Source organism: Paraburkholderia sp. Ac-20336 (assembly GCF_017105025.1).
In the GTDB taxonomy this organism is placed as follows: domain Bacteria; phylum Pseudomonadota; class Gammaproteobacteria; order Burkholderiales; family Burkholderiaceae; genus Paraburkholderia.
In genome coordinates this window covers 179,179-200,028 of the sequence record NZ_JAAGPS010000001.1, presented here as the reverse complement: position 1 = coordinate 200,028, position 20,850 = coordinate 179,179, and the positions used below count along the sequence as shown (strand labels likewise).

Genomic DNA, 20,850 nt, shown 5'->3' with positions numbered 1-20,850 from the left:
TTGCAGTGCATCTTCAGGTTGCATCTCGCGCCTACCTGAGCGACTCAATGCATCGCCTTGAATACTGAACGCTGCGACATACGCATCTGGACCATGGGCGGGGACATTACCTTATCGTAGAACGCATCGACGTTCTGACGAATGAGGGCGCGTGCCTTGTCATCCGCATACGCCATATGGCCGGCTTCGGTATTGAGCACCGTAACATTGCCTTGCAGACTAGCTGGCAATTTCATCGAGGCAAGATCGTAATCGAGCTTCGCGAAATACGTCGAATGGTCGTAATAACCTTGGGTCGCGAACACCTGCATCGCCGGATTGATAAACATCTCCGCCTTGAGATCCAAAGTCGCATCTGGCGTTGGGTGCGATACATTGTCGGGAGATACGTGCGTCAGATTCCAGACGTTATTGATCGGATTTCCGGCTGCGTCCACCGGCGTGCCCAGATAGGCATAGATCGACGGCGTGTTGTATTTCAGATCAGACCGGACATAGGCATCGTGGGTGGATTTATACGCAGGGTCCAGATTCACGAACGACGGATCGTAGCTCAGATAACTATCTACAATCGTCTTGACCTCTGCGTCGAGAGATTGGCGCGTGTCGTAAATTCCAAGCGTGATAGTCGGAAATAACGCGACCTCCAATTTGCTCGCATAGTCGCAGAAATGCCAGGCGCCATTGATGTACTTGCAACTCGTTGCGCTATTGCTGCCGATCGTATTCACGGCTTGCTGCCATCCCGCAGCATCGTCGGTATAGACCGTCGGATCGAGCCCCGTCAGTTCGAGATAAGTCGGCCGAATCACACTCCAATTAGCTTGAGTCTTGATGCCAAGATAAGGCCCATTGATAAACGCCTCTACTTCCTTGCCCACCTCGGTTACCGACTTGGCGAGCATATCCGCCGATTGTTTCTTGTAGTACCAGGCCGTCATGGCATCCGTGGCAAACGCAAAGTCGGGCACATTGGTCGACATGCCTGGCTGCTGAGATGGACCGTAGTAAGCCAGTGCCGGCGATTGCAGGATAAGTCCGGATAACTGAATACCGAGGCGAGCCTGCAACGCATAGCTCATCATCGAAGTTCTCGGACCACCATAGGATTCGCCAAACAGGAAGGTCGGCGAATCGGCACGGCCATTCACCGCCAAATAACGTGAAATGAAATCCGAGTTCACGTTTACATCGGTATCGACACTCCAGAAATCGCTATTTAGATGTGGTGCGACTGCCGACGAATATCCGGTACCAACCGGATCGACGAACACGAGATCGGAGCGATCCAGCAGCGTGTCCATATTGTCCATCAATTGATATGGTGCGGGCGTAGTCGGCACGGCACTGGTACCGGCCTGCGTCGTCTCGACATGCTTGGGACCAAACGAGCCCATCAGCAGATACGAAGCGGGCGAACCGGGGCCGCCATTGAAGAAGAAAGTGACGGGTCGTGTGCTGGGTTGTTGACCGTCGAGTGTATAAGCGACATAAAAAATCGTCGCTTCAGGCTGTGATGTGCCTGATGAGTAGGCAATCAAATGGCCAGTCGTCGCCGTATAAGTCAGCGTCTTGCCATTGATGGTGATTTGTCGATGAGTCACTGCCGCACCTTCATTCGCATCTGTACTGGCGACATTCCCGTTGGACATAATCGAGTATGTAGTCTTGTCGTTGAAGGGTACGTCAGCCGTGAGGGCTATTGGCGGCGGGGTATTGCCGCTCGTTGTGGGCGGTGTGGGATTTTGCGCTGTCGGCTGCTCGCTGCTGGGAGCGTCGCCACCGCATGCAGACAAGAAAATCGTAAGCGACAGAGAACCTAGAACGGCAAGCTTACGGAAATTAAATTCTGGTAATTGCGGCGCTTGCTTGGCGCGATTGCGGTATCGACGGTTCATTATTCATTACCCTATTTTTTTTAAATAGACAAGGTCAATTGATGTGCTTTTTTTATTCGCTTGCGTGCGGATAGTGGTTCGATGTCCGGTTCGGTATCGCGGGGACAAAATTACCGCGCCTTAAGTGCAACTCGGTTGCACCACAATCTGCCGAGACATTCTGAATTTTTTACATTGCCCTTGCAACAGTGGTTAACCTGGGGTTGCGATATTTTTGGATGAAGCAAGATGACGGGTTGCACCTTGAGCAAACGAACACACAGCAGGTCGACCATATAACTGTTGCGATCTACCAACGACGACCTCGGAAATTTTCAAGCCAGTTGTCGCCTCAACGATTAAATTTCAGTCGGCCTTTCTCTCCTGGTTACGGCGTTCTGGGGCGACGTTCTTGTATTGACCCAGTAAAAACCTGCTCAGGATGTTAACCTTCGGGAAACGACCGATGAGCATGAAGATAGCCGACGAACAACCCGACGGTTCGAATTGCTGCGCTTACCAGTGGCCGTTCTGCAATGACAATGCATTAAGCACTTCCTTGTATTCGGTTCCTCAATCGGGCATGCAAATCAAAATGCTATTGACTGGTGACTATCGGTATAGCTAGAAATGCCAAGGAAATTGCCAATTTGAGATTGCAAAATTCGTGTGGAATTTTTGTCGCCAGCTATGCAATGCCAGATGGCAAATACGGCAATGGCATGAGTGCGCCGGCATTCTTGCGGCGAGCTATCCCGCTCCGAAGATTATTGCGCTGCATCAAACAGATACCGGGTTCGAAAAATGGCAGATGATGTGAAAACCCGGTATCAAATGTGACGCAAATCCGTTCAGATTTTCTTGAAATCTTGAGAAACCGGTTCGCGCATTTCCACGCAGAAAATAGAACCGTCAATACCCGATGAGGGTTCACGGGATCGGGTAAGTGGCTAATGCATGCGTCGCCGATACTGATTTCTCGCGATACCTTTGCCGTTCCCACGCAACGTCCGATCGGAATACATACCGGTGAGACGAGGCGAACATGACTTCATGACAGAATGGACTTTAATGCAAAATGAATCGAATTCCTCAAAAAAATCCTCGCGTCATCGTGCCGATCTACACTATAAAGATTAAAAAGGGTCGGCATTAACGATTGGCGTTGAGCGATGCAAGGAGGCGAAATGGAGCATGCGCTGGATACTGCATTTGTGAATTCAGTGAATTCATGTGAGCTGTCTCAGGTTGATACACGCTTTTCATGTAGTACGTATCGAATCGCGTGCTCAGTCGAGATGCTCTCATGGTAAATTTCAATGCTGCTATGCACGACTATATGCATGATCCATAGCAGACAATCACTAGTTAGAAATACATTAAGCCTTTCAATTTCAACCGGAATGACTGGAGAACAAGGATGCTTTTCTTTAACGATGGTTTCACCTTCCCGAATTTCCTGGCCGACGTTTTTTCCATCTTCATGTTTATCCTGTGGTTCTGGCTGCTCATTACGGTGTCGAGCGACCTGTTCCGCCGCCATGATGTTTCGGGATGGGGCAAAGTTCTCTGGGTGATTTTCCTGATCATCCTGCCGTATATCGGCATCTTCGCGTATCTGCTCACGCAACACCGCGGCATGGCCGAGCGCGATCAGGCGCGTGCCAAACAGGTGCGCGAAGACCTGCGCCAGGTCGTGGGCTTCAGTGTCGCCGACGAACTGGAAAAGCTCGACAAGCTCAAGGCGTCCGGTTCGATATCGGCTGAAGAACACGCGCGTTTGCGCGCCAAACTCGTGCAGTAAGCCTCGCGTACTGCATAACCGCCATGAGCGCGCGGGCGTTGGGTTTGACGCTCATGGCGTCGTTCGTTGTTAGCCTTGCGTCGTAGCATCGCGGTTGGCGAGGGCCGTCGCGAGGTCCTGCACGATGTCCATCAGGCCGCGCGACTTTCACGTACATCGCCCCCTCATTGCACGATTGAACGTAACGGGAGCAATCCATGTTGACCCGCCGCCTCGCCCACGTTCCCGACTTTGTCGCGCATACCGCGCGCGCGTCCGTGAAATGGCGTCATATAGTGCTGACGTGTATGGCAGCAATTCGAGGCGGGCCAGGATCAGTCCGCGATCATTGCGCGGATGGGGCCACCGCGCGAAGTCTATGAGTTGCCGAATGGCGGCCGCCGGCTCATGTGGCCGACACAGCCGATGGGCTCGACCACCGTGGCCGCCGACATCGACGCATCCGGCAAGATCGTGCATGTGCGTCAGGTCTTGCAGATCAGCGAATTCAATCGCGCGGAAATCGGCAAATGGACGCGCGACGACGTGCTGATCAATTTCGGTCGGCCCGTGCAAACGCAGTTCTTCCGCCTTTCGCAACGCGAAGTGTGGTCGTACCGTTACACCGAAAACAACATTACGCATCTGCTGTTCAATTTCTCGTTTGATACCAACGGCGTCTTGCGCGAAACGGCGCGCACGCCTGACCCATTGCGTGATCCCGATGTGCGGCGCTTCTAAGCGTTCGTCATGATTCTCGCGATGTAGCGGCTCAGTGATGATTCAGAGGCCACGCATTTGGCGAAATGCCTGGCTATATTGATGATGATCCATCGCGCTCGTGCATCTCGCTGAGTCTTTCCGCGAGTCTCTGCGCCGCTGCTATAGCAGCGATTCGATCGGCAGAACCGATAGCATCCACACCCCGAGCCGGCCATACCAGGTCGTATTCGGCTCGACGTCATGGCGGATTTCGGTGTCGCCGTTGCGTTCGATCCAGTAGAGCTTGCCGTTTTCGTCGAGCTTCACGACGTACGCGACTTTCGGCAGCAGCGCGAGAAACGTCTTGTCCACCTGAGCCGCCAGTTCGGGGCTGTCGATCACGAGACCGAGTTCCGTGTTGAGGTAAGCCGAGCGCGGGTCGAAATTGAACGAGCCGACAAAAACCCGTTGCGAGTCGACCACGAAAGTCTTCGCATGCAGGCTCGACCCCGAGCTGCCGAATGGCCCCGGTGACGGTTCTTTCTTGCTGGGCGTGCCCGGCACGCGCCGCAATTCGTACAGGTGGACGCCGTTCTTCAGCAATTCGACGCGCCGCTTCATATAGCCCGAGTGAACGGCGGCCACATCTGTCGCTTCGAGCGCGTTCGTGAGCACGCGCACCTCGACGCCTTTCGCGGCGAGGTCGGTCAGATACTGTGTGCCGGTACGCGCCGGCACGAAATACGGCGACACGAGGTCGATTTCCCGCGAGGGCTCGCCGAGCACTTCACGCATCTGATGGGGAATCAGGGCTTCGGGCGGCGCGTTGTTGAGACCCTTCGCAGGGTCGTCGCTGATCATGTGCGTTTTCGCCCAGTCGAATCGCAGCGTGTCGTCGAGCATCTTCTGCACGACGTGCGGGCCGCGCAGCGCGTCCATGTAGGCCGCCGCCGCGGGTTGCTGCTCGATGGCGTGTGCCTTGCGTTCGAGTTCGGCCAACTGGTCGACGCTCTCGTGCGGCAGAATCCGCTCGACCGGATAAGCCGACGCGCTCGCCCAATAGCGGTCGAAGTCGCGGGAAACGTCGGCCGCGGCCGGCCCGACGGCTAGCACGTCGAGGTCCGCGAAGACCACGCCGTCGGTTGCATCGAAGTACTCGTCGCCGATATTGCGGCCGCCGAGAATCGTGGCGGTGCTGTCGGCCGTCAGCGACTTGTTGTGCATGCGCCGGTTCGCGCGCGAAAAGTCCGTCAGGAAGCCGAGAAATTTCGGGCTGCGTACGACGAACGGATTGAAGAGCCGTACCTCGATGTTCGGATGCGCGTCGAGCGCCGCGAGCGTGGGGTCGAGCACGGAGGGAATGCCGAGATCGTCGAGCAGCAGCCGCACGCGCACGCCGCGGTCCGCAGCCTCGTGGATCTGTTCGAGCAGCAGCGTGCCGGTCAGATCGTCGCGCCAGATGTAGTACTGGATGTCGAGCGTACGCTGCGCCGAGCGGATCAGGTCCATGCGGGCGGCGAACGCCATGTGTGCATCCGCCAGCGGATAGATGCCCGCGAAGCCCGCATGCGCGGCCAGCTCGGGAGCAACCGCGCGGCCCAGATCGGTGGCGGCGGCTTGCGTGGGCGTCAACGCACTCGATTCCGTGCGGTTGTCGAGCGGCGGCAACGCACAGCCGCCGAGCAGGCTCGCGCATAGCAGGAGCGTGGGCAGGGCGCCCGGCCGGAGACGAGGCAGGCAGCGCGAACGGAACGGATCGTGTTTCTGCGGTTGCATGGCGTTCAGGGATTCCTCTGGATCGTCGCGACCCGACCGGTTTTACACATGAAAACATTGCGTCGGCACGGCTCGCCGCGGCTGGCGTCTTGCAGGCCTGCTGGTCTGTTTCGCATGCCGTCTTGCGCGGAACGAGCAGAATACTATGGCTGCGCAACAACCGGTGCCGGTCAGGCGGTCTTGTTGCGCAGACCGGTTTGTCCGATGATACGGGCAGGCCGTACGAATTCGAACGGGGAGCAACCCGGGCTGCGTTCGAGCCACTGCGCATCAGTGTTCGCGTCAGCGTCCATCGAGCGTTTCGCCCCTTCCGGAGTCGAGCAACGTGAAGATTTCCCGCTTGCTGTTTGGCAGCGTCATGCTATTCGTGGTGGGCACGGTGCTGCAGATGATATGGCCGCTCGCGCAGCCTGCCGCCTATCACCACTTCGCCGATCAACGTTCGCTCGGCTCGCTGCATAACGCATCGGACGTATTGTCGAATCTCGTCATTCTGCTCGCCGGCATGCTCTGTCTTGGCTGGGTGAGGCGGCATGCGTCGAATCAGCCGGCGCAATTCCCCGGCATGGTCGTCGCCGCGTTCGGGCTACTCCTGACGGCATTGGGTTCGGCCTACTATCACATGGCGCCGACCGATGCGACGCTCGTGTGGGACCGTCTGCCGATGACGATCGTGTTCGCCGGCATCCTCGCGATGCTATGGACCTCGGCCACCGGCGAACGCGTGGGCTGGACGCAGATGCTGATCATGGTCGTCGTGTCGCCCGCGACCGTCGGCTACTGGCTCGTCTTCAACAGCCTGTGGCCTTATGCGATTCTGCAGTTCGGCGGGCTCATGTTGATCGTCGGCATGACGCTCACGCGCAAGGTGGATGGCGCGTTCGCATGGATGCTCGTGATCGTTTTCTATGGCATTGCGAAGATTTTCGAAAGTCTCGATTGGCAGATCTGGGAGCTGACGCATCACATGATCGCGGGCCATGCGTTGAAGCATGTGTCGAGCGGGCTCGCCGGCGCATCGATGATTCTGGTCGCGAATGTCGCGCCGCGTTCCGCGACGGGGATCGGCTCGCGGCGCCCGGGCGGCATCGGTCGCCCGGGCTCGCCGCGCTGAGGCTGTGCACGTTCGCTACGCGTATGGCTATGTAATTTGCGACGTCATTCGCCACGTGGTTCGCCGGGCTCCTTGCTCTCGAACGCGCCTTTGTGCCCGAGGCGCGCCGATGAATTGGCGATGACGATCGCGCGTCGGCGTATCGCGTGCCGCTGGCGTTGCGGCATCGCGTACTCCGTGCCGTGACCGTCATCGTTATATGCGAAGATCGATGCTGTCCGCCGTTCGACAGCCATGCGAGCCGATCGTACCGTGGACCCCGAAGCGAACCATTTGCGGATCAATGGAGCACTGACCGATGACCGACAGATTGCAGGCGTCCGTATGCGTGGTGGTGCTGCTGCTGATTGTGGGCTGGGTGCTGTATATCGGCCGCGCGGTGTTCGTTCCCATCGTGTTCGGCGCGATCGCGGTCTACGTGGTCGTCGATTTCACGCGTCTGCTGCAACGCATTCCGGTGATCGGCCCGCGCTTGCCGGTGCAGTTGCGCTACGGTCTCTCGATGTTCCTGATCGCGGCGGCGATCTTCTTCGTGGTCGACATGCTCGTCGCGAACTACGATGCGCTCGTCGCGTTGGCGCCGCGCTACCAGGACTCGGTCCTTGTGATGATCCACAAGATCTCGGTGCTGCTGCAACTCGACAGCGAGCCGACCTGGGAGTCGCTGCGGCGGAACATGCTCACGCAGTTGAACATTCAGGCGGTCGTGACCGGCATGCTGACGTCGCTGTCGTCGGTCATCATCGACCTCTTCGTGATCGTGCTGTATGCGAGCTTTCTGCTGGTCGAGCGCAGCACGTTCGGCGAAAAGCTCGCGAACATGACCGCGAATTCGGCCAACGCGGCGCGGATCAGGGCCGTCGTCACCGACATCAACCGGCGCATCGGCGCCTATCTCGCGCTGAAGACGTTTCTCGGCGTGCTGCTCGGCGCGATCTGCTGGTTCGCGATGCGCAGTGTCGGTCTCGAATTCGCGGGGCTGTGGGCTGTGCTGACCGCGCTGCTCAACTACGTGCCGTATATCGGCTCGGTACTCGCGATCGTGTTTCCGGTGCTCATGTCGGTGCTGCAATTCGGCGATCTGAACTCGATACTGATCGTGCTGCTTTCGCTAACCGCGATTCACTTCGTGATCGGCAACATCCTCGACCCGTATATGACGGGCAACTCGCTGAATCTGAGTCCGTTTGCGATCCTCGCGAGCATGGCGGTGTGGTCGGCGCTGTGGGGTGTGCCGGGTGCTTTTCTGGCGGTGCCGATTACCGTCAGCGTGACGATCATCTTCTCCGAATTCGACATGACGAGACCGGTTGCGGTGCTGCTGTCGAAGAACGGCCGGCTTGCTTATGGCAAGGGGCAGAGGGTGGCCTGAGGCGATTAGGGCTTCGTATCGCATTACGCGGCACTGGCCAGTGCGCAAAACGTGAACGTGGCAGGCTGCATTCCAGGACGGGCAGTACGGCCAGATGAAGCCCGTTTTGGGGTAAGCTGCCGGGATTGCCGGTGGTATCTGACCGTATCGCGTCGCGGGCGCATGCTATTTCGCTGCGTTCGCGGATGCGGAGCAAAGCCGTGCAGTTATCCTTAGCGATTACATTGTCTCTGGCCAGCGTCGATAGCAATATTGGGCTCGATCGTTGTTGATAGAAAAGGTGGATCTGTGAATTCTCTCTTGAAAAAAGATTTTGACGAGAACGGCGTCGCCATCCTTCCTGGTTTTTACTCGTCCGAGCAGATCGACGAGGTGGTTGATTCGATTGCCCGGCGCAAGCTCGAGCGGCCGATGAACGTGACCGTCGATCTGCTCGATACGGGGGAGCGCAGTTTGCTGGGGCTGCTGAGTCCGCAGGAAATCGCGACGCGACGGATGAAGATCAACGATCTGTATCTCGACATGGAGGGCGTCCGCGAGCTGGCTCTCTCCGACCGGCTCGCGCTGATTCTCGGGCAACTTCTCGAGTACCCGCCCGCGCTTTGCAATAGCCTGTACTTCGAGAAGGGAAGCCAGCAGCCGCCTCACGTCGACTCGATTTACATGACGCCGGTCACCGCCAACCATCTGATCGCCATCTGGGTTGCGCTGGAAGATACCCATGTCGACGCGGGACAGCTGGAATACTATCCAGGCAGCCACAAGATCGAGCCGATGATCTTCAGCAACGGTACGCGGCACTTCGTACCCGATGAAATGCCGGAATGGCATGCGTACATCGAGGCCGAGGTCGCACAGCACGGTTTCACGAAGCAGGTGTTTCCGGCGAAAAAGGGCGATGTGCTGATCTGGCATGCGAACCTGCTGCACGGAGGCAGTCCGATTGCTGACCCGTCGCGTACGCGGAAGTCGCTGGTTTTCCACTATTTCTCGACAGATGACGTCACGGGCCTCGGCATGAAGCAGTGTCCGATGTCGTCCGGATTCTGGATTGACCGGCCCATTCAGCATGTTCCGGAGGAAGCGTTCAAGCGCGCGAGTGCCGAAGATGCTTACCTCGCGAGGTATCCGGATGTGGCGCGCGCCGTGAGCGAGGGCCACTTCGCATCCGGACTTCAGCATTACGAGCTTTTCGGTAAAGCTGAAGGTCGGACAATCTGATTCTTTAAATGCGTGGGGCTTGCCAGGTCCGTGCCCTTTGGCAGGGACGAGACGCGGCAGGCCACGCGTGTTCCTGCCGCTACCGCGCTGCTAGGCAGCGTGGGGTAGGGGGTACGAACCGGAAATCGAGGTTCAGTTTCCCGGCCAACCCGACATGCCGGGGGCAGCGGACCGCCTGAGGCGAGCTAAACTTACCGCTTACCCTCAGCGTCGCCCGTTCGAACTCATGCCCCGTCGTCGAGACCATCACGATCTGCCGCCGTCCATCGGGGCACAGGCAAACGCCGGCGCGCTCGAAGACCCGGCGCTGCTGCGCCGGCTGTTGCGCGCCAAAGACCGCATGGACGCCGCCTCGCACGAGGCGTGGCCGGTGCGGCGGCTTGCCGAAGTCAGCGGCGTGTCCGAAGCGCATTTCGCGCGCTCGTTCAAGCGGGCTTTCGGCGTTCCGCCGCATCGCTATCTGTTGACACGGCGTATCGAGCAGGCCATCACGCTATTGCGCGACACTGACCTCGGCATTACCGACATCGCCTTCGCCACCGGTTGGGAGAGCCTCGGCACCTTCGGTCGTATCTTTCGCGACATCACGGGCCACAGTCCCGGCGAGATGCGCGTCGAGGCGAGAGCCAGCCAGTCGCAGCTCGAATGTGTGCCCGCCTGCGTACTGAAGGCCGCGCAACGTCCCGACCTTACGATCGCAGTTTTGGAGAAGCGTCGCCGCGACGCCGACGATACAGTCGAGCCCTCAACCAGGGAGGTGTCATGAATCAGGGTATCAATGTGGTCGGCCTGTATGTCGACAATCAGGACGAAGCGCTCGCTTTCTACGTGGACAAGCTCGGATTCCGCGTTCACACGGACGTGCGCAACGGTTCGTACCGCTGGCTCACTGTCCAGTATCCGGAGCAGCCATCGTTCCAGCTCGGCCTGTTCATGCCGGGGCCGCCGATTCACGACGAAGCCACCGCGCAAACGCTGCGTGCGATGGTCGCGAAAGGGGCGATGCCGCCGCTCGTTCTTTCCGTCGCCGATTGCCGCGCGAGCTACGAGCAGATGAAAGCACGCGGCGTCGAGTTTACTCAGGAACCGACGGATCGCTTCGGCAGTGTCGATGCCGGTTTCCGCGATCCGGCCGGCAACGGATGGAAGATGATCCAGGCGCCGGCGGGTGCGAAGTGAACGCGGGCAGTGCGCGGATGCCCGGAGGCTGCGAGTCGCATGCTGCCGACTGTCTGCATGGTCAGCGGATGCGGCATGGCTGGCGTCTGATCGTCGCGCGCCGTTCGTCGGGGCGTTGGCAGCGTTGATCGCATGTGCTGCCGCCACCGTGGGAGCGGGACAGCGGTGAGCAAACCGCGCACCTGCGCCGATCGTCAGGCAGAGATCGGCGCAGGTGCGTGACCCGAACCAGATTCAGATCCAGAAAATTACTGCGCGACAGGCTGGGTCACGTCGGTGCCGAACCAGTGCATCGAGATCTTTTTCAGCGTACTGTCCTGCTTCATCTGCGTTAGCGCATCGTCGAGCGCTTTCGCGAACTTCGGGTTGTCCTTGCGGAAAGGGATGCCCATCTCCTGATCGGCTCCTTTCAGCACCGCGCCCGTGCGCAGCGGTAACTGCGAGTTCTTGATGATGTACGGCAGCATGAGCCGGTCGTCGATCGTCGCGTCGATACGTTTGGCGGCGAGATCGCGAAGCTTTTCGGGCGCGCCCGGATAAGTCAGCACGTTGATGCCCGGCACGGCTCGCGCCATCTGGTCGTAGTTCGTGCCGAGCGTCACGCCGATCTTCTTGTCGCCCTTGAATTCGTCGAGCGATTTGAACTCGCGCTTGTCGTCGGCGCGCTGGATCAATTGCGCGGCCGAGTACGTATAGGGCTGGCTGAAATCGACAATCTGTTTGCGTTGCGGCGTAATGGTGACCTGGTTGACGATGACGTCGAACTTGCCGCTTTGCAGCGCCGCGATAATGCCGCTCCATTCGGTCGGAATAAACACCGGCTTCACGCCGAGCTTCGCTGCCACGGCCTTGGCGACGTCGACGTCGAAGCCTTCGAGCTCGCCGTCCTTGTTGCGCGAGTCGAACGGCGGATAGGTGCCTTCGAGACCGATCTTCAGAACGCCAGCCTGTTTGACGCTATCGAGTAGGTCTTCGGCATGAGCGGCAACGGCGGTAAAGCCGAGGGCCGAGAGAGCCAGCGCGTTGATGAGCAGCAGCTTCGAGAATTTCATGGAGTGTCTCCTCTGTGCTTGACTTTGCTTGAGTATCGGGCTGCACGACGCAACGATTCCACACGTTGTGCGGGAATACGGCGAGTCACGGGATTCATCGTAGCACTTTAAAAATAGGCGGCCTGCGTTGGGAGCCTCAAGCGCTCCGGCTATTCACCGGCGGATGAAAATCCGGCTTCGAAAAGTCGCAGAATTCGCGCGTGAGGCTCGCCACATGCGAGTAGAGCGGCAGCGGCCCGTCATTGCGATAGACCGCGTAGTAGCGCACGGCCGGCAACTCGGGCGTCGAATGCAGTACCGCGAGTTCGCCTTGCCGAACGAAGTCCGAGAAATAAAGCGACGGCAGATAGCTGATGCCGACGCCCGCGATCGTCAGCGAACACAGCGAGATCAGGCTGTTGCCCGCGAACGCGCGGCGAATCGATACGTTGTGAGATTCGAACCAGCGCTCGTAGATCGCATCGACGCCCGACGTGCCCGCCTGCATCAGGATCGGCCACGCGGCGATTTCATCGAGTGACAGCGTGCGTGCTTCGCCGACGAGCGACGGACTCGCCATCCACGCGAGATGCAGTTTGCGCAGCGGTATCGATGAGAAGCGCGCTGTTCTGATCGCGGTCGGTGCGATGATGAAATCAATCTCGCCGGCCAGCAGCCGCGACGTCAGTTTCGTGCTGACGTCGATTTCAGGCTCGAACGAAACCGCCGGATAGGCGAGCCGCATCTCGCGCACGAGTCGCGGCAGGAACGTCAGCGCGATCAGCTCGGTAATGCCGATGCGCAAACGCCGCACTTCTTCGACCTGCTTGCCCATCCGTTCGAGCAGGCGGTCACGCGACTGCAGCATTTCTTCCGCCGTGTCGAGCAGATCGCGGCCTTTCGGCGTCAGGCGCGGCGTGCGGTGGCTGCGGTCGAACAGCGGCGTCGAGAAAAAAACCTCGAGTTCGTTGACGCGCTTCGAGATGGCCGATTGCGTCGTATGAAGGCGATCGGCGGCGGCCGCGAACGTTCCAAGGCGAGCCACCCAGTAGACCGCTTCGAGCTGCTTGAGTGTAATCACTGAGGTCGGAATACAGGGTGTGGGGCCGGCGTTTGCGCCGGTTCGGCAATGATGCACAGTATCGGTTGCCGAGGGGTTTTCTGGCAAGCGGCGAGGCCGCGGCCATGGCCGCAGGCCTCGCCGAACCAGGAATTTTTTTCATGGGTCGCGATGCCGATTACTCCGTGTTCCCGATGGGTGTCTTTGCGATACTGTGCCCATGTCGCGTCGACCGTCGGGTCGATGCTGAGTTTATCGGCGAGATCGAGCTATGTCGGGAAAAACCCTGTCGGAAAAGATTCTGTCGGCGAAATCGGGCCGCGACGTGCGCGCGGGCGACGTCGTGATCTGCGAGGTCGATTACGCGCTGGGCACCGACGGCTCGATTCCGATGGCGATGGACTACTTCGCCGCGATGGGCGGCGAACGTGTGCACGCGCCTCGCAGGCTGCTTTTCGCGCTGGATCACTACGCGCCTGCGCCGAGTCCGAAAGCGGCATTGCTGCAGGCCGGCATCCGGCGCTTTGCGAAAGAACAGGGCATACCCTTATTCGATGTCGGCGAGGGGATCGGCCATCAACTCGTCGTCGAAAAGGGTTTTGCCGCGCCGGGCCGCCTGCTCGTCGGCGCGGATAGCCATTCGGTCACGTATGGCGCGGCGAACTGCTTTGCGACCGGGATCGGTTCGTCCGACCTCGCGGGGGTGATGAAAACCGGCAAGGTCTGGTTGAAGGTTCCCGCATCGATTCGCGTGAGATTGCATGGCCGGCTCGCGCAAGGCGTCTATCCGAAGGACCTCGCGCTATATCTCGCGCAATTGCTCGGCACCGACGGCGCGACCTACGAGACGCTCGAATTCGCCGGCGACGGCGTGCAGAGCCTCGATTTCGAGGATCGTCTCGTGGTCGCCAATATGTCGGTCGAACTCGGTGCGAAGAACGCGATTTTTCCCTACGACGAGGCGTGTCGCCGTTACCTCGAAGGCCGCGTGGATGATCTGTCGGGCGCGCTGCACGCTGACGCGGACGCAATCTACTCCGGCACGCTCGACATCGATCTCGCGTCGCTCGAACCGTTTGTCGCGGTGCCGCATCAGGTGTCCGGCAACGTGCGTGTCGAAACGCTCGACGCGACGCCGGTGCAGATGGTGTTTCTCGGCACCTGCACCGGCGGGCGCACGAAAGACTTTCGTCAGGCGCTCGGCGTGTTCCGTGAATTCGGCCAGCCGGCGAGCGGCGTGCAACTGGTCGTGACACCGGCTTCGCGCGAGGTGCTGCTGGAGCTGACGCAGGGCGGCGAACTGGCCGAACTGATCGCGCTCGGCGCGGTGATCGTCACGCCCGGCTGCGGCGCGTGCTGTGGCACGAGCGGTGCGATTCCCGAGGACGGCGCGAACGTGATTTCAACCGCGAACCGCAACTTCAAAGGCCGCATGGGCAATCCGACCGCGAATATTTTTCTTGCGTCGCCCGAGGTGTGTGCGGCAAGCGCGATCGCCGGCCACATCGCGAGCCCCAGAATGCTTCTTGCCGGACATCAATCACGATGACAACTTCGATCAACGGCATGGCGCGGCGCTTCGGCGACGACGTCAATACCGACTACATCATTTCTTCGCGACGCAAGCGGGAATCACTCGATCCCGCGGTCCTGAAACAGTATCTGTTCGAGACGATCGCGCCTGAATTCGCGGCGTCGGTGCGTGCGGGCGACATCGTCGTCGCGGGCAAGAACTTCGGTTGCGGTTCGGCGATGGAAGTCGCGGTGACGGCGGTCGTCGGTGCCGGCATCAAGGTCGTGCTTGCACAGAGTTTCGCTCGCACCTATTTCCGTAACGCGGTGAACAACGGGCTTTATCCGATCGAGTGCGACACGAGCCGCATTGCCGAGGGCGCCGCGCTGTCCATCGAACTGGGCGAGCAGGTGATCGTGCGATGCGAAGGCATGACGGAACCTTTGCAGGCGGCGCCGATCGCGCGAGACATGCTCGCGATTCTCGATGCGGGTGGACTCGTGCCGTATCTGCTGCGAAATCCGAGTTTCTGATTTTCTTATTCGAGCGTATTCAGGAGCCAATCCATGAGCCATTCCAACAAGTTAGGATTCCGGATATTGCCGATGTCGGCATCGATTCCGGCTGCCACGATCGAGGCGTTCAGAGCGATCGTCACGCCGCATATCAGCGACAACATGTACCGCTTGTGCGGCGTGATCGGATTGCGGCGCTATCACCGCGAGAAAAAGCTGGTCGGCCGCGCGCTGACGGTCAAGGTGCGTCCGGGCGACAACCTGATGATTCACAAGGCGATCGATATCGCCGAGCCCGGTGACGTGATCGTCGTCGACGGCGGCGCGGAGGTGACGCAGGCGCTGGTCGGCGAACTGATGCAGATGCACGCGCAGGTACGTGGCGTGGCCGGCTTTGTGATCGACGGTGCGATTCGCGACGTGGCGGCCTTCCATGCCGCCGATTTTCCGTGCTTCGCGCGCGGCAATACGCATCGCGGTCCGTTCAAGGAAGGCCCTGGCGAAATCAATGTCCCGGTCGCGATCGGCGGTCTCGTGATCGAGGCGGGCGATCTGATCGTCGGCGATGAAGACGGACTCGTCGCCGTGCCTGCGAATCGGCTCGACGCGGTACTCGAGGCGGCGCGCGCGCAGGCAAAGCGCGAACAGCAGCGCAAAGAGGCGATTCTGGCGGGGCAGGACAAGCGCGGCTGGATCGACGCGTACCTGAAAGAGCAGGGTGTGATCGCATAAGCACGCAAAGAAAAAAAGCATCGACATGAAGGAATCGACATGAAACTGATTGCAGCACGCCTCGAACGGATCAAACCGTCGCCGAGTTCGATGGCGACCGCGCGGGTGAAAGAGTTGCGGGCAGCGGGACGCGAGATTATCGGGCTGACCGTCGGCGAGCCCGACTTCGACACGCCGCCGCATATCATCGAAGCGGCTTATGACGCGATGAAAAGCGGCAAGACGCGTTATACGGTCGTCGACGGTACGCCTGAATTGAAGCGCGCGATTCGCGAGAAGTTCGAGCGCGAGAACGGCCTGGTGTTTGCGCAGGATGAAGTGAGCGTCGGCAATGGCGGCAAGCAGGTCATCTTCAATGCGCTGACCTGCACAGTCGATGAGGGCGACGAGGTCATCGTGCCGGCACCTTACTGGGTGTCGTATCCGGACATGGTGCTGCTCAATGGCGGACGTCCCGTGATTGTCGAATGCGATGTCGGCAGCGCCTACAAGATGACGCCCGCGCAACTGGAAGCCGCGATCACGCCGCGCACGAAATGGCTCGTGCTGAATTCGCCATGCAATCCGACCGGGGCGTCGTACACCGAAAGCGAACTGGCGGCGCTCGGCGAAGTACTGAGCCGCCATCCGCACGTCTGGATTCTGACCGACGACGTCTACGAGCATCTGATTTACGATGGCTTCAAATTCGCAACGTTCGCGCAGTGCAACCCTCATCTTCAGGAGCGTACGTTGACCGTCAACGGCGTTTCGAAGGCCTATGCGATGACGGGCTGGCGCATTGGCTTCGCGGGTGGCCCGAAGGCGCTGATCAGGGCGATGGCGAAGCTGCAGTCGCAAAGTACAACCAACCCTTCGGCGATCAGCCAGGCCGCCGCGCTCGCGGCGCTCACTGGTCCGAAGGATTTTCTCGCCGAATGGCGCGCGCAATTCCAGCGGCGGCGCGATCTCGTCGTGGAGCGTCTGAACGCCATCGACGGCCTCTATTGTCCGAATCCCACGGGAGCGTTCTATGTGTATCCGTCGTGCGCAGGTGTGATAGGGCGACGCACGCCGGACGGACGCGTGATCGAAAACGACGGCGACTTCGTCATGTACCTGCTGGAGACGCAGGACGTCGGCGTGATTCAGGGCGCTGCGTTCGGTTTGTCGCCGGCATTCCGGATCTCGTTTGCGACGTCGTACGAACAGCTTCAGGAGGGCTGCCGGCGCATCGCGCTCGCTTGCGAATCGCTGCGGGCATAAGCATGAATTGAAACGGATAACAAAGCTGACAAGGAGACAACATGCATACGCTGATACAACGCGCGATTCCGGCACTGCTGCTCGGCTGCCTGACGTTTGCCGCGCACGCGCAGGATCTCACCGGCAGGCTCGCCGACATCAAGCAGCGCAATACGATCGTGCTCGGCTACCGCGAGTCGTCGCTGCCTTATTCGTACTACGACAATAATCAGACAGTCGTCGGTTATTCGCGCGATATCGCGCAGGAAATCGTCAAAGAGATTCAGCAGGCAATCAACGCGCCGTCGCTACAGGTGCGGATGATTCCGGTCAATGCGCAAAACCGCATACCGTTGATGCAGAACGGCACGATCGATCTGGAGTGCGGCGGCACGACCAATAACAAGGAGCGGGCTCAGCAGGTCGGCTTCTCCAATACGATCTCGGTCACGGAAACCCGGCTGCTGACCAAAGCCAATTCGGGTATTCATTCGTTCAACGACCTGAATGGCAAGACGGTCGCAGTGACGGCCGGCACGACGTCGGAGCGCTATCTGCGTAAATACGTCGAGGAGAAGCACGCGAATATCACGATTATCTCCGCCCGCGATCACAGCGGCTCGTTCCTGAATCTTGAGACGGGGCGCGCGCAAGCGTTCTTTATGGACTCGGACGTGCTGTCTGCCGAGCGGGCGACTTCGGGTAATCCGGCTGACTATGTGGTGATCGGCGAGCCGCAGACGCATGAGGCGATCGCCTGCATGTTGCCGAAGGGCGACACTGCGATGAAGGCGATCGTCGACCGCACGATCGCGAAGATCGAGCAGAACGGCACAGGCGCAAAGCTCTACAAAACGTGGTTCATGTCGCCGATTCCGCCGAAGGGAATCAACCTCGATATGCCGATGAGCGATACCATGAAGGCCGTGTTCGAGCATCCGAACGACCGGCCGATGGATGATTGAGCAGAACGGAACGGCGCGCGCGATGAGTCCGTTATTTCACGGCTCGTCGTGGCAGCATAGGCAGAGCTTGTTGTTATCGGCATCGCGGAAGTACGCGCCATAGTAGTGAGGATGGTACTGTGGCCGCAGGCCAGGAGCGCCTTCGCAGGTCGCTCCGTTGGCGATTGCCCGGGCGTAGGCGCGATCGACCGTGTGCCTGTCACGTGCGAGCAACGCGATCATTTGACCGTTGCCGCTGCGTGCCGCGTTTCCGTTATAGGGCTTGCCGATAAGGAAGAGCGGTCGTGGTGCATCCGTTGCCATCCAGCCGGCCCAAGGTTTATCGCGCTCGCAGAATTTCAACGAGTGTCCGAGTTCCTGCATCAGAGCCGAATAAAACTCGAAGGCGTGATCGAAGTCGTTGACGCCGATAAAAATGTGCGAGATCAATGTGCGGCTCCGGGTGGGGCGGTGGCAGTCGACGTTTGTTGCTGGCAATGCGACAGCATGCGTTGGCGTTCTCGACTATCTTCCTGTGCAGATAATGCGCCGTCAACCAACACCCCGCCGATACGCCCAACCGCCTATCCCGTCCCCCCCATACGCCGCTGCGTCTTCATAAACTCGACGAAACGCAGCGCGGCCGGATTGTGCCGGATCACTGTCGGGTAGGCGAAATACAGCGGCGCAGTCAGTTTCGCCGCTTCGTTCAGACGGCAGTACACGGTGCTCGCATGCTCGTAATGCTGCATCGAGGCGGGCACCAGGGTGACGCCGAAACCCGCCGCCACCATATGGATGCCCGTCAGCATGCGCGGCACCTCGCGAGCCACACGCGGCAGAAACCCCGCGCGCTTGCAGGCTGCGAGGATGTCCGCATACATGCCGGGTGCGCCAGGCCGCCGCACGAGAATGAAGTCCTCGTGTTCGAGCGCCTTGAGCGGCAACTCCGGCGGCGTCTTTTTCATGCCCGCGAGTAGCCGGTGTCCGACCGGCAATACGACCACCATCGGTTCGTCCAGCAGCGGCTCGAAGGTCACGTCCTCGGGTGTGTCGACGGGCTTGCGCAGAAAGGCCACATGCAACTGCTCCGACGACAGCCGTTCGATGATCTCCGCCGCGTTCAGTTCGGCCAGTTCGATCTCCACACCCGGCTCGGCGGCGCGAAAGGCGCGGATCGCCTCGGTCGTCGCCGGATGAAAACCGGCTGAACTCGTGAGTCCGACGGAAATCGTGCCCAGCTTGCCCTGTGCGATCCGGCGCGCATGCGCGAGGCCCTGTTGCAAGGTATCGAACACCAGTTCCGCGTTTTGTGCGAAGGCCTTGCCCGCCTCGGTGAGCTCCACGCCGCGCGGCAGTCGCACGAACAGATCGAAACCGACCTCCTCCTCCAGCAGGCGGATCTGCTGCGATAGCGGCGGCTGTTGCATCGCCAGCCGTTCGGCCGCGCGCGTGAACTGACCTTCCTCGGCCACGGCCAGGAAGTAGCGCAAATGTCGAAGCTCCATCAACCCGTCTCCAGAAACGATGCGTCGCGAGACATATTTAATAAATATACGAACCTCATTAAATATGTATTTTACATCTATATCTGCCGACGCTAGGATGGCTGCGATCTTGTGAACTCAAGCCCGCGGCAGGCGTGTCTGTCGCGGCATCCGATAACAATTCAAGGAGATCCCCCGTGAAAAAGACCTGTATCGCTACCGCTCTGGCGCTCGCCGGCTGGGCCGTCGCTCCGCTCGCTCATGCCCAGGCCGAGGAGACTGATCCGGCGCTGGCGCTCGCCAGCGGTTCGTCCGAGGCAGGTTCCGGCTCGGTCACCCTGTATGGCGTGATCGACGCCAACGTCGAATTTCTGTCGCATGCGGGCAGCAAGGGCGGCTCGCTGGTGCAGATGAATTCCGGCGGCATCCACAATTCGCGCTTCGGCATTCGCGGGACCGAGCCGCTCGGCGGCGGCAATTCGGTCTGGTTCGTGCTCGAGTCGGGTTTCAATTCCAACGACGGCTCCTTCGCCAGCGCCAACACGATATTCAACCGCACGGCGGCGGTGGGTCTGTCCAACGACCACTACGGCTCGTTGTCGTTCGGTCTGCAGTACACCGCGATGTACGACATCCTGCTGCGCTACGATCCGATGATGTTCGCGCAGCAATACACGTGGTTTCCGACCACCGGCTCGCAGGACAGCTTTGCGTTCCGCGCGCGCAACAACAACTCGGTCAAGTACGTGGGCAGCTTCCGCGGTCTCACCGCGATTGCCGCTTACAGCTTCGGCGGCGACGCGGCTTCGTTCCAGAGCAGCGCGGCCTACGGCGCCGGTCTCGACTACGATGGCGGCTCGTTCGGCGCGGCGGTCGCCTACGATTACCGCAACGGCGCGATCAATTCGAGCGGCACCTGGACCCGATCGCGCAACCTGAGCTTCTCGGTTCGCCAGGACATCGGCCGGGCTCGTCTGCTGGCCGGCTATGAACACTATCTGTACACGCCGACGAAGAGCAGCTCGCAGGTCCAGGCGCTGTGGTGGGGCGGCGTGCGTTATCCGGTGGCGCGCCGCCTGAAACTGACCGCCGCTTACTATTACGAGCAGAACAGCGTGCCCGGCACGTCGAATGCGTGGATGGGCGTGCTCAGTACACAATACGCGCTGTCCAAACGCACCTCGCTCTATGCGACGGTCGCCTACGCGCAGGCCACCCGTTTTGCGGACGGCAGCTATACGCCGGTCGGCACGACCGATAACACCGCCTTTGGCCCGAACCAGACCGGCGTGACGATCGGCATGTTCCACAAGTTCTGAT

Annotated in this window: 18 protein-coding genes and 1 pseudogene; 13 read left to right on the top strand and 6 right to left on the bottom strand. The window is 59.9% G+C overall.

Annotation, left to right across the window (positions count from 1 at the left end):
- Nucleotides 1-44: 44 nt before the first annotated feature.
- Nucleotides 45-1,898, bottom strand: coding sequence for a hypothetical protein (locus GXB81_RS00880; protein WP_205988052.1), 1,854 nt, complete (start codon nt 1,896-1,898; stop codon nt 45-47).
- Between the two features lie 1,399 nt (nt 1,899-3,297).
- Here GXB81_RS00880 and GXB81_RS00875 point away from each other — a divergent pair.
- On the top strand, nt 3,298-3,681 hold the full coding sequence (locus tag GXB81_RS00875; RefSeq protein WP_167048469.1) for an SHOCT domain-containing protein: 384 nt from the start codon (nt 3,298-3,300) through the stop codon (nt 3,679-3,681).
- Between the two features lie 197 nt (nt 3,682-3,878).
- Nucleotides 3,879-4,401, top strand: a pseudogene (locus GXB81_RS00870) (hypothetical protein).
- Between the two features lie 141 nt (nt 4,402-4,542).
- On the opposite strand, the gene GXB81_RS00865 reads toward GXB81_RS00870, so the two are convergent.
- Entirely contained in the window at nt 4,543-6,138 is a 1,596-nt protein-coding gene (locus GXB81_RS00865) for a phospholipase D family protein (protein ID WP_205988051.1), read from the bottom strand.
- Between the two features lie 325 nt (nt 6,139-6,463).
- On the opposite strand from GXB81_RS00865, the gene GXB81_RS00860 reads away from it, so the two are divergent.
- The 5 genes from GXB81_RS00860 (at nt 6,464) to GXB81_RS00840 (ending at nt 11,024) form a co-directional block, all read left to right on the top strand.
- Nucleotides 6,464-7,252 (top strand): hypothetical protein, encoded by a 789-nt coding sequence (locus GXB81_RS00860; protein ID WP_205988050.1) that lies wholly within the window; start codon nt 6,464-6,466, stop codon nt 7,250-7,252.
- Nucleotides 7,253-7,550: 298 nt separating this feature from the next.
- Nucleotides 7,551-8,624, top strand: a complete 1,074-nt coding sequence (locus tag GXB81_RS00855; RefSeq protein ID WP_205988049.1) for an AI-2E family transporter — start codon at nt 7,551-7,553, stop codon at nt 8,622-8,624.
- Between the two features lie 288 nt (nt 8,625-8,912).
- A complete protein-coding gene (locus GXB81_RS00850; RefSeq protein ID WP_205988048.1) occupies nt 8,913-9,845 on the top strand; it encodes a phytanoyl-CoA dioxygenase family protein in 933 nt (310 codons plus the stop codon).
- A 226-nt stretch (nt 9,846-10,071) separates the two neighbouring features.
- Nucleotides 10,072-10,611 (top strand): AraC family transcriptional regulator, encoded by a 540-nt coding sequence (locus tag GXB81_RS00845; protein WP_241016174.1) that lies wholly within the window; start codon nt 10,072-10,074, stop codon nt 10,609-10,611.
- Nucleotides 10,608-11,024: a VOC family protein gene (locus tag GXB81_RS00840; RefSeq protein WP_205988047.1), complete on the top strand. Its 417-nt coding sequence runs from the start codon at nt 10,608-10,610 to the stop codon at nt 11,022-11,024. Before GXB81_RS00845 ends, GXB81_RS00840 begins: the two co-directional genes overlap by 4 nt.
- Before the next feature lie 248 nt (nt 11,025-11,272).
- On the opposite strand, the gene GXB81_RS00835 is transcribed toward GXB81_RS00840, so the two are convergent.
- Together GXB81_RS00835 and GXB81_RS00830 are read right to left on the bottom strand one after the other, a co-directional pair.
- Nucleotides 11,273-12,076 carry a transporter substrate-binding domain-containing protein gene (locus GXB81_RS00835; protein ID WP_205988046.1) on the bottom strand — a complete coding sequence of 268 codons (804 nt, stop codon included), beginning with the start codon at nt 12,074-12,076 and terminating at the stop codon, nt 11,273-11,275.
- Nucleotides 12,077-12,212: 136 nt separating this feature from the next.
- Nucleotides 12,213-13,136, bottom strand: a complete 924-nt coding sequence (locus tag GXB81_RS00830) for a LysR family transcriptional regulator (protein ID WP_167048483.1) — start codon at nt 13,134-13,136, stop codon at nt 12,213-12,215.
- 250 nt (nt 13,137-13,386) lie between these two features.
- On the opposite strand from GXB81_RS00830, the gene GXB81_RS00825 reads away from it, so the two are divergent.
- From GXB81_RS00825 to GXB81_RS00805, 5 genes are read left to right on the top strand one after another with little or no spacing between them, the layout of a single operon-like run.
- Complete coding sequence (locus GXB81_RS00825; RefSeq protein ID WP_205988045.1) at nt 13,387-14,664, top strand: aconitase/3-isopropylmalate dehydratase large subunit family protein; 1,278 nt, start codon at nt 13,387-13,389, stop codon at nt 14,662-14,664.
- Complete coding sequence (locus tag GXB81_RS00820; RefSeq protein WP_167048487.1) at nt 14,661-15,161, top strand: alpha-IPM isomerase; 501 nt, start codon at nt 14,661-14,663, stop codon at nt 15,159-15,161. The genes GXB81_RS00825 and GXB81_RS00820 overlap by 4 nt, the downstream gene beginning before the upstream one ends.
- A 33-nt stretch (nt 15,162-15,194) precedes the next feature.
- Complete coding sequence (locus tag GXB81_RS00815; RefSeq protein WP_205988044.1) at nt 15,195-15,875, top strand: RraA family protein; 681 nt, start codon at nt 15,195-15,197, stop codon at nt 15,873-15,875.
- Nucleotides 15,876-15,914: 39 nt separating this feature from the next.
- Nucleotides 15,915-17,120, top strand: coding sequence for an aminotransferase class I/II-fold pyridoxal phosphate-dependent enzyme (locus GXB81_RS00810; RefSeq protein ID WP_205988043.1), 1,206 nt, complete (start codon nt 15,915-15,917; stop codon nt 17,118-17,120).
- 41 nt (nt 17,121-17,161) lie between these two features.
- Nucleotides 17,162-18,064: a transporter substrate-binding domain-containing protein gene (locus GXB81_RS00805; RefSeq protein WP_205988042.1), complete on the top strand. Its 903-nt coding sequence runs from the start codon at nt 17,162-17,164 to the stop codon at nt 18,062-18,064.
- Nucleotides 18,065-18,100: 36 nt separating this feature from the next.
- On the opposite strand, the gene GXB81_RS00800 is transcribed toward GXB81_RS00805, so the two are convergent.
- Together GXB81_RS00800 and GXB81_RS00795 are read right to left on the bottom strand one after the other, a co-directional pair.
- A complete protein-coding gene (locus tag GXB81_RS00800) occupies nt 18,101-18,493 on the bottom strand; it encodes a VOC family protein (protein WP_167048495.1) in 393 nt (130 codons plus the stop codon).
- Between the two features lie 134 nt (nt 18,494-18,627).
- On the bottom strand, nt 18,628-19,551 hold the full coding sequence (locus tag GXB81_RS00795) for a LysR family transcriptional regulator (protein ID WP_167048497.1): 924 nt from the start codon (nt 19,549-19,551) through the stop codon (nt 18,628-18,630).
- Nucleotides 19,552-19,727: 176 nt separating this feature from the next.
- Here GXB81_RS00795 and GXB81_RS00790 point away from each other — a divergent pair, with 176 nt between their 5' ends.
- On the top strand, nt 19,728-20,849 hold the full coding sequence (locus GXB81_RS00790; RefSeq protein ID WP_346777762.1) for a porin: 1,122 nt from the start codon (nt 19,728-19,730) through the stop codon (nt 20,847-20,849).
- The last annotated feature ends 1 nt before the right edge of the window (nt 20,850 follow it).